General features: G+C 39.4%; 12 protein-coding genes and 1 riboswitch. Of the genes, 11 read left to right on the forward strand and 1 reads right to left on the reverse strand.

The features are described 5' to 3' along the window. Positions 1-39: 39 nt before the first annotated feature. The 8 genes from sigX (at position 40) to KHA95_RS16800 (ending at position 9167) form a co-directional block, all read left to right on the forward strand. Entirely contained in the window at positions 40-576 is a 537-nt protein-coding gene (sigX, locus tag KHA95_RS16765; RefSeq protein WP_213138708.1) for an RNA polymerase sigma factor SigX, read from the forward strand. Beyond that, positions 566-1726 carry a GerMN domain-containing protein gene (locus KHA95_RS16770; protein ID WP_213138709.1) on the forward strand — a complete coding sequence of 387 codons (1161 nt, stop codon included), beginning with the start codon at positions 566-568 and terminating at the stop codon, positions 1724-1726. The genes sigX and KHA95_RS16770 overlap by 11 nt, the downstream gene beginning before the upstream one ends. A 194-nt stretch (positions 1727-1920) precedes the next feature. Next, on the forward strand, positions 1921-2973 hold the full coding sequence (locus tag KHA95_RS16775; RefSeq protein WP_213138710.1) for an LLM class flavin-dependent oxidoreductase: 1053 nt from the start codon (positions 1921-1923) through the stop codon (positions 2971-2973). A 1225-nt stretch (positions 2974-4198) separates the two neighbouring features. Beyond that, a complete protein-coding gene (speD, locus tag KHA95_RS16780) occupies positions 4199-5020 on the forward strand; it encodes an adenosylmethionine decarboxylase (RefSeq protein WP_213138711.1) in 822 nt (273 codons plus the stop codon). A gap of 11 nt (positions 5021-5031) precedes the next feature. Further along, a complete protein-coding gene (locus KHA95_RS16785) occupies positions 5032-6483 on the forward strand; it encodes an aminotransferase class I/II-fold pyridoxal phosphate-dependent enzyme (protein ID WP_249317021.1) in 1452 nt (483 codons plus the stop codon). A gap of 6 nt (positions 6484-6489) precedes the next feature. Continuing rightward, the gene (gene speE, locus KHA95_RS16790; protein WP_213138713.1) at positions 6490-7341 is read left to right on the forward strand and encodes a polyamine aminopropyltransferase; all 852 of its coding nucleotides are present in this window, start codon (positions 6490-6492) and stop codon (positions 7339-7341) included. Then, a complete protein-coding gene (gene speB, locus KHA95_RS16795) occupies positions 7331-8185 on the forward strand; it encodes an agmatinase (RefSeq protein WP_213138714.1) in 855 nt (284 codons plus the stop codon). The genes speE and speB overlap by 11 nt, the downstream gene beginning before the upstream one ends. Before the next feature lie 100 nt (positions 8186-8285). Continuing rightward, a riboswitch (FMN riboswitch) is annotated at positions 8286-8421 on the forward strand. A gap of 134 nt (positions 8422-8555) precedes the next feature. Next, on the forward strand, positions 8556-9167 hold the full coding sequence (locus KHA95_RS16800) for an ECF transporter S component (RefSeq protein WP_213138715.1): 612 nt from the start codon (positions 8556-8558) through the stop codon (positions 9165-9167). A gap of 368 nt (positions 9168-9535) precedes the next feature. Here the strand turns inward: KHA95_RS16800 and KHA95_RS16805 are convergent, their stop codons facing one another. After that, a complete protein-coding gene (locus KHA95_RS16805) occupies positions 9536-9784 on the reverse strand; it encodes a ferredoxin (RefSeq protein WP_213138716.1) in 249 nt (82 codons plus the stop codon). Positions 9785-10032: 248 nt separating this feature from the next. On the opposite strand from KHA95_RS16805, the gene KHA95_RS16810 reads away from it, so the two are divergent. The 3 genes from KHA95_RS16810 to KHA95_RS16820 are packed head-to-tail and all read left to right on the forward strand — an operon-like array spanning position 10033 to position 13100. Next, positions 10033-11100, forward strand: a complete 1068-nt coding sequence (locus tag KHA95_RS16810; RefSeq protein WP_213138717.1) for a YpbB family protein — start codon at positions 10033-10035, stop codon at positions 11098-11100. Beyond that, positions 11087-12526, forward strand: coding sequence for a RecQ family ATP-dependent DNA helicase (locus KHA95_RS16815; protein ID WP_213138718.1), 1440 nt, complete (start codon positions 11087-11089; stop codon positions 12524-12526). The genes KHA95_RS16810 and KHA95_RS16815 overlap by 14 nt, the downstream gene beginning before the upstream one ends. Then, positions 12516-13100: a CPBP family intramembrane glutamic endopeptidase gene (locus KHA95_RS16820; RefSeq protein ID WP_213138719.1), complete on the forward strand. Its 585-nt coding sequence runs from the start codon at positions 12516-12518 to the stop codon at positions 13098-13100. The genes KHA95_RS16815 and KHA95_RS16820 overlap by 11 nt, the downstream gene beginning before the upstream one ends. Positions 13101-13109: the final 9 nt, after the last annotated feature.

The raw sequence follows: 13109 nt of genomic DNA on the forward strand, positions 1-13109 counted from the left end.
TGTTATAAACGACTAATCTATTGACGGGGAGGGGAATGAATGGACTCCGTTTTTCGAGAAATATATGAGGAGCATCACCAAGATTTGTTTCAGTTTCTTTTTTACATGGTTAAAAGCCGTGAAGAAGCGGAAGATTTAGTACAGGAAGTTTATATTCGCATTATGAAAGCTTATCATACATTTGAAGGAAGAAGTTCGAAAAAAACGTGGCTATTTTCGATTGCTAAAAATGTCGCAATTGATCATTTTAGAAAACAAAAGGGCTGGAAAGGGCGCCTATATGAAACATTTGACTGGGATCGAAATCATATACGAGACATTCGACCACTCCCTGAAGAAATCGCCCTGCAAAATGAAGAAATACGTCAATTATATAAATGTTTAGACCGCTGTACAACGAATCAACGCCTCGTTTTAGTAATGAGATTTTTAAATGGGCTAACGATAACGGAAACAGCGACTTCCTTAAACTGGTCTGAAAGCAAAGTGAAAACGACACAGCATCGAGCAATCAAACAAGTAAAGTCGATGATGGAACGTATGCGAGGAAAGGAGGAGGATGACCATGAATTATGATGATAAAAAAGAGCAGGAATTGATCGAACTTTTTGATCAGCTTCCGAAAATTGAAGACGAAAGATCATTTGATCAACTATACAGAAATGTGAATCAGCATCTTGCGAAAAAACCAAAGAAGCGTCGGTTCATCATTCCTTCCCTTGCTACGCTCGCTGCGCTTATTCTATTCATGATCGCGATTCCAACCTATTTTCAAAAAGGAGAGTTTACTCGTAACAGCACACCGTTAATGGAAGAAAAAAGCAGTATGGATATGGCAGAACAGAAGAATGAATCTTCCTTACTCGTTAAGGAGAGCAATGAAATGGTTGAGCAACAGAAATCGCCTCATATGACGACGGCTGCATACGAACCTGACGACGCGAATCATAAGCTCGTTACATACGGTGTGAGCACTGAAGATGCCTTTGTCATTCCAATTAGTATGTATGTTGCTTATGATGGGAAAGAGGATTGGCTTAGCGTTTATAAAAGAGCGGCACAAAAGCTTGATGTGGAGCGCCATGGATTTAAGCCGATTACACCGATGCTAGATGCGTTGGAATATGAGCAGGAAACAAAGGCAATGATCGTTACCGTTCACCCGGACAATCGTTCCTTTTTTGTAAATAATGTAAATCAGATTGTGGAAATGTTAGATTACACGTTACGAAATGAAGAAGTTCAAATGACAAAGTTTCGCAATGAGCATGGGGAGCCGGTTGAACTAGGTAACTTTGGTGTCGTTCAAGATCGTGACATCGAGCAAAATTTAAACAAAGCTCATTATTTATTTACAACGAAGACGGGAGAGATATTTATTGTAGCGGCTACTTCGGACTCCCCTCAATTCTCAAAAGCAATTGAAGACATGCGTGAAACACCAAATGCTTTTTTTCAGCCTTTAATTCCTGAAGATGTGCATCCGGTTGTAACCGAAGAGAATGGTGAAGCGACAGTCAATTTTAAAGAAGAAATCTTGCTTGATGAAGGAGATTCAATAGCAAAAATCCGAATGGTTGAAGGGATTTTACTGACGGCGAAAGAATTCGGATATAAACAATTACAATTTGAAAATATCGAGCCAGAACATTGGGATCGATTCGATTTCACAAAACCGATTACTGTGCCGGTTGCTGCTAATCTGATCGAAGAATCTGAAAAGTAATGTTAGTAAGGAAGCGTACTGATAAAAGCTGCGCTTCCTTTTCTTTTTTCTGACGATGAATCTACTTGCGAAAATAGGATCACCATTGTAAAGTGTCAGTAAGAAAGGCTGTAAAAGGGGAAAATCTAAAATTTAATTATCTTTATCTAAACGAATATACGATTTACACTACGAGGAAGCAGGAGGAATTTTTCATGGAAATTGGTATAAGTACGTTTGTTGAGACGACCCCGGATGTTGAAACGGGTGAGGTGATTAGTCATGCGCAACGGATTAGAGAGGTCGTCGAAGAGATTGTATTAGCTGACGAGGTAGGACTCGACGTATTCGGTGTCGGGGAGCATCATCGCGAAGATTTTGCGGCATCTTCTCCTGCGATTATTTTAGCAGCGGCGGCAGCACGAACGAAGCGGATTCGTTTAACAAGTGCAGTAACGGTGCTTTCTTCTGCTGATCCCGTCCGTGTGTTTCAGGATTTTGCTACGGTTGATGCGATCTCAAATGGACGAGCTGAGATTATGGCGGGACGTGGCTCTTTTATTGAATCTTTTCCGTTATTTGGTTATGAGCTCAATGATTATAATGAGTTGTTTGAGGAGAAGTTAGAGCTGCTGCTAAAGATTCGAGAATCGGAAAAAGTGAGCTGGAGAGGTGGCCATCGCCCAGCAATTGACAATTTAGGCGTATATCCACGTCCTGTTCAGCAGCCTTTGCCTGTATGGATCGGCAGTGGCGGTACTTCGGAGTCTGTGGTTCGTGCAGGCGCTCTTGGACTGCCGCTCGTTCTAGCGATTATTGGCGGCAGCCCTATGCATTTTGAGCCGCTTGTGAGACTATATAAACGGGCAGCTGCTCGCGCTGGTCATGACATAACAAAACTTCCAGTCGCTTCGCATTCGCATGGGTTTATCGCAGAGGATACTGAAACAGCAGCGAATAAATTTTTCCCATCAACACAACAAGTGATGAGTAAACTAGGACGAGAACGCGGATGGGGACCATATACGCGCTCAAGTTTTGATGCTGCTCGCAGCTTTGAAGGAGCATTGTATGTCGGAGATCCAAAGGTTGTTGCTGAAAAAATCATTCACCTTCGAAAAAACGTTGGGATTACAAGATTTATGTTGCATGTGCCTGTTGGAACGATGCCGCATCCCGATGTCATGAAGGCAATCGAACTTCTCGGAAAAGAAGTGGCACCACTCGTTCGAGAAGAGATAGCGAAATGGGAAAATCAATCTGTATAAAGGAAGGAGTCTGTTATGGATATAAATTAATATTTTATATCCACATTTTAGGTATTTGTTTACCTGTCACCTTAACTTATATTTTGATTGTAAATATTATTACGGGGGCCCTATTTCGATCGTTATTCTCGCTTCGGCTATACTGTTATGGTTAAATAAATCCCATATTTCATTTCTTGTGGGAGAAATGGACATATGAATGGAAGCAGCATAGATGATGGAGTAATTTGCAGATACTTCAGGTAAGCTCGGGTTTATATTGAAAAAGAAAACGCAAAAGATTTTTCGAAGAAATCCTTCGATGTATTTGTAGATGATCCTAAATTCAAAAAGAACGTGATATTCCCGAGTTTGAGCAAAAAAATAAGTGGAACGAATGAAAGTGGTTTGAAGAAGAGAACGAAAAGAAAATTCAAGAAATTCATTTTACGAATATACCTATTAGAACTGATAGAAAAAATAGTTGTAGCGACATATAGCGAATGGGTGGCACTCCCTTAAAAGAAAGGGGGTGTCTACATGGTGACATATGATGCGATGAATAATGCTATTTCAATCTGCTATATTCCTTGCAGCTAGAGCAACAGGCATACTTGGGCTTATTGCTATATACACCAATAAAGAGAAATAACAAGCCTTCGCTACGACCTATGTAAATAGGATGATTATTCTTTGTAACTTTCTTTACACCGGCTAACCGCTCCTTATGAGGTTGTCAATAAATTGACTGAGTGTTAAGGCACTCGGTCTTTTCAATATTAAGCTAAATGATGCATGATATACTTAAATTCCACGAGCCACAATTTCACTATACATCTAGTGAACGAGCACGAATTCTCCAGTCCCCGCATTCCGCATAACCGTAAGATGCTTTTCTACTTATCAATTAAATCAATTATTTCATCATTGATACATCGCTGGACGAGATGATCCTTGATTTGAGAAAGGTGAGAAAGCTCGTGGAATAAGGCGGAAATCAATCATTCTTATTTCAATTTGATTTCACACTCATCCTTCCGATGCATATTCTAATCATAGTGACTATATATAGTATAAATGGTAAGCGTTCCCACCAGTTGTTAAGTTGTAAAATATTTTTTAAAAATAATATTGACTTGTGAAGGTAATACTTTATATTTAATAATGAATATTTTTTATGTTTGTCATTATTGTTGGATGATCATCAAAAGTGTTCATAAATAATTATTTAGTAATGAGAGGCGTGATGATAGGGTTGGAAAATAAGCTGAAACTTTACGGCTTTAACAACCTCACCAAAACACTTAGCTTTAACATCTATGATGTAAGCTATGCAAAAAGTGAGCGTGAACAAAAAGAATATATTGCCTATATAGATGAGCAGTATAATTCAGAACGATTAACCAATATTCTCTATGATGTAACAGAAATGATTGGTGCCCATGTGTTGAATGTAAGCAAACAGGATTACGACCCGCAAGGTGCAAGTGTCACGATTCTCATTTCGGAAGAAGCCATTCCAGTCGGGTTGATTGATAAATCCTGTAACCGTGGCGAGGTTGATATTTTAAAGACGCGCGAAACGGTTGTTGGGCATTTAGATAAGAGTCACGTTACCGTCCACACGTATCCGGAATATCATCCAGATAATTCGATTGCGACGTTCCGTGTCGATATTGATGTTTCGACATGTGGACAAATTTCGCCGTTAAACGCATTGAACTATTTAATTAGTAGTTTCGATTCGGATATCATTACGACCGATTATCGAGTTCGTGGATTTACGCGCGATGAACAAGGAAAGAAATTATATATTGATCATAAAATAACATCCATCCAGGATTATATAGATAAAGACACATTGCAAAAGTACGATGCGATTGATGTGAATGTGTATCAATCAAATATATTCCATACAAAATTATTGATTAAAGACATTGATTTGCAAGATTATTTATTTAATACAGATGTGTATGAACTCCCGCCAAAAGAACGTCTGCAAATAACGAATAATCTACGCAAGGAAATGATTGAAATTTTTAGCGGAACGAATATTTACGAAGAATGAGAGCTAAGGAAATGATCGAGAATTCACAACAGCGAGCGCCGATTATGGAGGCGTTAGAACGTTATAAATCAATGCGGGTCGTCCCTTTCGATGTTCCAGGGCATAAACGGGGGAGAGGCAATGATGATTTAGCATCTTTTTTAGGAGAACAATGCTTGTCCGTTGATGTCAACTCAATGAAGCCATTGGATAATCTTTGCCACCCTGTATCGGTTATTCTTGAAGCGGAGCAGCTTGCGGCACAGGCCTTTGGGGCGAAGCATGCCTTTTTCATGGTCAATGGTACGACATCGGCTGTTCAGGCGATGGTCATGACGGCATGTAAGGCAGGCGAAAAAATTATCATGCCTCGCAACGTCCATCGCAGTGCGATTAACGCACTCATTGTTAGCGGTGCTGTTCCGGTTTATGTGAATCCCGGAGTGAATAACGAACTTGGGATTCCTTTAGGCATGTCATTGAAAGATGTAGAACAGGCGATTTTGGACAATCGTGACGCGAAGGCGATTTTGATTAATAATCCTACCTACTATGGGATTTGTTCAAATTTACAAGCGATCACTGATCTGGCCCATCGCTATGGGATGCTTGTGCTCGTTGATGAAGCACATGGCACTCATTTTTATTTCGGTGATGATTTGCCGCTTTCCGCAATGGCAGCTGGAGCAGATATGGCGGCTGTTAGTATGCATAAATCAGGCGGATCATTGACGCAAAGCTCGTTTCTATTAATTAATAATGAAGTGAGCAAAGGATATACGCGACAAATTATTAACTTAACACAGACGACGAGTGGCTCATATTTGCTCCTTTCATCATTGGATATATCGAGACGCAATTTAGCCTTAAACGGGAAAGAAATATTTCGAAAAGTAGCCAAAATGGCGCAATATACTCGCGATGAAATTAATAAAATTGGCGGCTATTACGCTTTTTCAAAAGAATTGTTAAATGGTGATACGATTTATGATTTCGATGTGACCAAGCTTTCTGTCCATACGCTTGAAATTGGACTAGCTGGCATCGAGGTGTATGATATTTTGCGTGACGAATATGATATCCAAATTGAGTTTGGCGATATTGGCAATTTACTCGCCTATCTTTCAGTAGGTGATCGCCAGATGGACCTTGAACGGCTCATTTCTGCCCTTGCCGAAATTAAGAGAAGGTATTCGCAAGATAAAACTGGATTATTTGATCATGAATACATTACACCAGAAGTCGTACTCACACCTCAAGAGGCCTTTTACGAGGAGAAAGAGAATCTGCCATTAGGCAAAAGTTCAGGAAGGATTTCGAGTGAGTTCGTCATGTGCTACCCTCCAGGCATTCCGATTCTTGCCCCAGGGGAACGGGTAACAGATGAAATATTAGCTTATATTGAATACTCAAAGGAAAAGGGCTGCTTCTTAACGGGAACAGAGGATAGTGAGATTAAACAGATTAATGTAGTAAAGGAGTAGGGAAAGATGAATGTATGGTATACCGAAGAGCATACACCAAATGTACGATTTTCATTAAAAGTGGAGCAGCATCTTTATTCGGGGAAAAGTGAGTTTCAGAAAATTGATGTATTGCAAACAGCGGAATTTGGAAAGTTGCTCACATTAGATGGGCTAGTCATGGTCACGGAAAAGGATGAATTCATTTATCATGATATGATTGTTCACGTGCCAATGGCGACAAACCCGAATATAAAAAAAGTTCTCGTCATCGGTGCCGGAGACGGTGGAACGGTGCGAGAGTTGACAAAGTATGACAATGTTGAACGAATCGATATGGTTGAAATCGATAAAATGGTCGTTGATGTTTGCCGGGAATTCATCCCATTAACGGCATCAAAGCTTGATGACCCAAGAGTAAATTTATATTTTGAGGATGGATTGAAGTTTGTTCGCGATAAAGAGAACGAGTATGATTTAATTATCGTTGATTCAACCGATCCATTTGGACCAGGAGAAGGGCTATTTACAAAGGAATTTTACGGTAATTGCTATAAGGCGTTAAACGAGGAGGGCATTCTCGTCAATCAGCATGAAAGTCCATTTTATAGTGAATACTCTCATTCGATGCAAAGAGCCCATAAGCGGATTGTTGATTTCTTCCCAGTATGTAAAGTGTATCAAGCACATATTCCAACATATCCTTCTGGGCACTGGTTATTCGGATTTGCATCAAAAAAATTCGATCCGATTCAAGATTTGGATGCAGAAGCCTGGAATCGTCTCGGCTTACAAACGAAATACTATAATACTGATATCCATGTTGGTTCATTCGCCCTTCCAAATTATGTGAAGGAGCAATTGGACGATGCGGAGTAAAAATATTGAAACGTTCATCGGCTGTGATAACGAGTATGAAGAGTCGAAGACTGTCATTTTCGGCGCTCCGTTTGACTCGACGACCTCCTTTCGTCCGGGAACACGGTTTGCGAGCAAGGTAATGCGCAGCGAATCGTTCGGGATTGAAACATACAGCCCTTATCAAGATAAAGATTTAGAAGATATCGCTGTATTTGATGGTGGAGACTTGGAGCTTAGCTTTGGAAATACGGAAAAAGCTCTAGCTCAGATTGAGAAGTTTGCCGCCGAAGTGCTGGAAGATAATAAAATTCCGTGCATGATCGGTGGCGAGCATCTCGTTACACTTGGAGCTGTAAGAGCGGCCGCCAAAAAATACCCAGATCTGCATATCATTCAATTTGATGCACATACAGATTTACGCGATGATTACCTCGGTGAGCCACTTTCCCACGCAACGGTAATCCGCAGAGTGTGGGATATGCTCGGCGACGGGAAGATTTTCCAATTTGGCATTCGTTCTGGCGATCGCAACGAATTCCAATGGGGAAAAGACCATGTCTTTACGAATAAGTTTAATTTTGCTGGCTTGGAAACAGTCGTGGAAAAATTACAGGGGAAGCCTGTATATTTAACGATCGATCTTGATGTGCTTGATCCATCCGTTTTCCCAGGAACTGGCACCCCAGAAGCTGGCGGAGTGAGTTTTATAGAATTATTGAATGCGATGTTAGCGGTGAGCGGGTTAAACATTGTCGGCTGCGATATCAATGAGCTTTCACCTGTTTATGATCAAAGCGGGGTATCAACAGCTGCCGCATGTAAAGTGTTGCGGGAATTATTGCTAATGCTTAATTCAAAATAAAAACAAATGGTGCGGAATCCGCGCCATTTGTTTTGCTTGTAAACAAATCTCTTCACAAACTACTCGATATCATGTATAATGGTGTAGAAAATAAAATACGATTCATCTTCGGGGCGCGGTGAAATTCCCGACCGGCGGTAATGTAAGCTTTTTGCTTCTAAGCCCGCGAGCCTTTATAGGCAGGATTTGGTGCGATTCCAAAGCCGACAGTATAGTCTGGATGGGAGAAGGTGAAGGTTGCCAGTGTTCAAAAATTGCAGGTTTTTGGACGCTTGTTTAAACACGCCTAAACTATCTCCCTCAAAGAATATTTCTTTGGGGGTTTTTATTTGAAGCGTGGAAACGAAGGTCAACCTTTCTTCAACATGGGATGAATCTCCTAAGGAGAGAGGAAAAATTGAAAAAGTTATCTGTTAAATCGTTTGTTGCAATTGGAATGTTGAGTAGTTTGTCATTTTTACTAATGATGATCAAATTTCCAATTCCGCCATTTCCTGCTTGGTTATCAGTGGACTTTAGCGACATACCTGCATTGATCGCTGCATTATTATTTGGTCCAATTGCTGCAGTTTTGGTTGAGCTTTTTAAAAATATTCTAGATTATGTAATGAGTGGCAGTGAGGCTGGATTACCAATCGGTAATATGGCAAATTTCTTAGCTGGAATCACATTTGTCCTGCCGACCTATTTTGTTTATAATCGTTTAAAAACGAAAAAAGGTTTGGTCGTTTCGTTAATTACAGGGATTACAGTAATGAGCGTTATCATGAGTATTTTAAATTACTTCTTTATTTTGCCGGCGTATATATATCTACTTGGTTATTGGGATCCAATGTCAACATCCGCTTTACGTCAATTAGTCGTTGCTGCGATTCTGCCTTTTAATCTTATTAAAGGATTAATCGTCGCTGTCATCTTCATCTTGTTATATAATCGGATGAAGGGCTGGATCGATAAGCAACTATCATATAGAGGTGCCTAAGTAAAAAATAAAGGTGTTCAAAAAGTTAGAGAAAATAACTTTTTGGACACCTTTTTTGAATGGACGAAATCCGTATCTGGCTCGAAAAATTGCTTAAGTGGCTTGTACCTAGTTGTTTCCAGCTTGTAAAAGCATTAAAGTGGCTCGAAAAAAGTGAATAGTGGCTTGTAAAACTGCATAACCGGCTTGTATGTCTTCATAACAAGTTTAAAATTCGCTTTTTCATTTCGAACATTGCATATCAGCTCGTAATAAAACGGCACTCCGGCTTATAAACCTGTTTCCTTGCTCTAAAATCTTAGGTTTAACTTAATTATAGTAAAGAAAAAACCGGGCGTTACGATCTATGCCCGGTTTTTTAATTTTACCTATTCATATTTCAACGGATCGCCATCGAATGATTCGTCGGCTACTTTAATGGAGTCTGTTGGACAGCCTTCAAAAGCATCGATTAAATCATCCTCTAAAATATCAGGAACTTCCGCCGTTCCTTGGTTATCGTCTAAGATCACATATGCTAAGCCTTCGTCATCGTAATCATATATGTCAGGAGCTGCTGCACCGCAAGCGCCGCAGGCAATGCAAGTATCTTTATCGACAATTGTAAATTTTGCCACGAGTAAAACCTCCCACCCTTACATCTATCATACTGCACTAAAGCGTTACGAATATGATTGAAATAAAATTCCATACACATTATTTTAATACTGTTAAATGAACATTTCAACTTTAATTGATTTTAGGAAAGAAAATTAGACAAGTTTGTCAATAATTTTCGAATTTATTGGAAGCATTCAATGAATATAGTCGAAAAAATGAATTCATGGTAAAATTAAGGGAAATATAGCTAGGGGAAGCGATTGTTATGACTTTCTTACAAGCGGTGATCATGGACTGTTTGAGAACGATAAATGCGGAGCGCACAACCTATTCCGTCTATCATTTGCTCAATGGGAAAAAATCATCACAAACGATACAAGACGCCCACCTGTTTCAGCTTGAACACCTCTTTAAAACCGTTCCACAAATGAAACGAGCTCACTTTGATGAAATCGTACGAGAGTTAATTAATAAAGCATATGTTGAAATGGATGAGGAGATGCAAACAGGAACCGTTACGAATGCTGGTACGATAGCCATCAATGAATTTTTTTCTCATCGTTCTATTCCAACTTATGTAAATGGTTGGAAATATCAAGATGCAGCCATTTTACTATGGAAAAGAATGACGTTACTCGTTCAAGTCGTTTCTCACTTGCATTATCGGAATAAACGCTATCAAACGATTCAACGTGACCCTGACGTTTATGCATGGGTAAAACAATTTTTAAAGACAAATTCAAGCTGTCGAACTACGCTCATTCATTCACTATATCAGGAAATACATACGCTTTTTTCTCACCCTTTTCCTGAAAATCCGCTCGTAATTATCGCGAGGTTAAGTGGTTATGGATTCATTGGGATGACGAGTAAGCAAACGGCTGAACATTTACAGCTCGAACAGTCAGAATATCATTACCGCTTTTTAAATGGGCTCCACTATATTATTCAGCAAGCAGTTAATCAACGTACAGTCTATCCGATTTTTTACGCAATGATTTCCGACGTATTTCAAATGATCCCGTATACGAAATCAACGCTCGAAACGTATGAATACTTGCGAAAAGAAATATCGATTGAACAAATCGCTCATATGCGCAATCTTCGAGTGAGTACGATTGAAGATCATATTATTGAAATTGCTTTAACAGATCCGTCTTTTTCAATTGCACCATTCATAAGCGAAGCATTACAAGAGAAAATTACTCATGCAGCTAAGCGGTTAGGAAGGAAAAAGCTAAAACCGATAAAAGAAGAAATCAACGATGTCTCTTATTTTCAAATTCGCCTCGTTTTAGCTAGATTAGGAGAGATAGAGAATGAGAACGTATGAAGTATTAAAAGATGTTTTTGGCTTTTCACAATTTAAAAAAGGCCAAAAAGAAATTATCGAAGCCGTCCTAGGCAAAAATGATGTGCTGGCCATGCTACCGACTGGAACTGGCAAATCGCTTTGCTTTCAGTTGCCCGGATATTTATTAGAAGGGACGGTTTTGATCGTTTCACCACTTATTTCATTAATGCAAGATCAAGTCGAACAATTAAACATGATTGGAGAAAAAAGGGTAGTAGCCTTGAATTCTTTTCTTACACAACATGAAAGAAGCGAGGTTTTAAAACGGCTTGCTCAATATCGTTTTCTATATCTATCTCCTGAAATGCTAAACCTTCCGTACGTGAGGGCAAAATTAAAAGAGATTGAGATTTCATTATTTGTCATAGATGAAGCCCATTGTATTTCTCAATGGGGGCATGATTTCCGTCCCGACTACTTACAATTAGGAACGATTCGTTATGAACTTGGAAACCCGCCATTATTAGCGTTAACAGCAACGGCTGCCCGTGAAGTAAGGGAAGATATAAAAAAATGTTTGCAGCTGGAACATGCTGAAGAGTTCATATATAGTGTCGATCGTCCGAATATAAGTATGGTTGTGGAAAAGATTAATGGGTTAGATGAAAAGAAACAAAGAGTGCTAGAACTCGTACAATATTTACGCAAACCAGGAATTATTTACTTTTCAAGCAAGCGATTAGCGGAAGAGATGGCAGACGATTTGCGTACACTAGGGATCAAAGGTGTCGCGGCTTATCACGGAGGGATGGAGCAAGAGCAGCGAATATTAATTCAACAGCAATTTTTACATGATCAACTCCAAATTATCTGTGCTACAAGCGCATTTGGCATGGGAGTCAATAAAGACAATATCCGTTTTGTTATTCATTTTCATATGCCCAACCAACTTGAATCATATGTACAGGAAATCGGTCGTGCTGGCCGAGATGGGAAGAAAAGCGTCGCGATCTTATTGTATTGTCAAGGAGATGAGCAAATACATTATCAGCTCATGGATTATGAACTCCCAACGGATTGGCAAATACAAACATTTGCCGCTTTGCAAAATAAACATGATCTCGAAGCGACAGAGACGCAGCTCCGTTTTATGGAACATTATTTTGATCCGAGTATTCATTCTAACCATTCAATTGATCGTGTTCTGAAAGCAAGAAATCAGCGAATGGCTCATAAAATAAGCAAAGTAAACGAAATGAAACAGTGGATTGAAGCAATAAATTGCCGAAGACAACATATATTAACGATGTTTGATGAAAGCTTCAGCGAAAAACAAGATGTATGCTGTGATCGCTGTGGGCTACAGCTAAATATGTATAAGGAGTCGGAAGAATCAATGAAAGAACAGACAATTACATGGGAAGGGATTCTTCAGCAATTGCTGGTAAATCAATATGAATCTTAAAAAGCAAGAACAGCTTATACAACAAATGACTCCAAACCAATTACAACTACAACTGTATTTATCACAAGCTATCATATTGGTCATTGCATTTGGATTAGGGTTTTTTCTGTTCCGTCCATTTGCGGATATCCTTCCACATCTTCGTTTGGATGGATTTTGGATTTTCATTGGCATATTCAGTGGATTGATCGTAGCTGCAATCGATATGATTTTATGGAAAGTTCTCCCGCACAAGTATTATGATGATGGGGGGATTAACGAGAAACTATTTCAAAATATGCCAGTTTGGAAGATTGCGCTTATTGCATTGCTTGTCGCTTGTTCAGAAGAAATCCTTTTTAGAGGAATCATTCAAACGAAAGTAGGTATCATTGCTGCTAGTCTCATATTCGCATTTATTCATATGCGCTATTGGCGGCATTGGTTTTTAATCGTAAATGTAGTCGTGTTAAGCTTTTGGATTGGTCTCATTTATTCAATGTCTGGCCACTTGCTTTTACCTGTCATCGCTATGCATTTTACAATTGATTTTATTCTCGGTCTTTATATAAGCAAGCGGATATCACAAACATAAGAAAGGGAT

The organism is Bacillus sp. FJAT-50079 (assembly GCF_018343515.1).
In the GTDB taxonomy this organism is placed as follows: domain Bacteria; phylum Bacillota; class Bacilli; order Bacillales; family Bacillaceae_C; genus Lederbergia.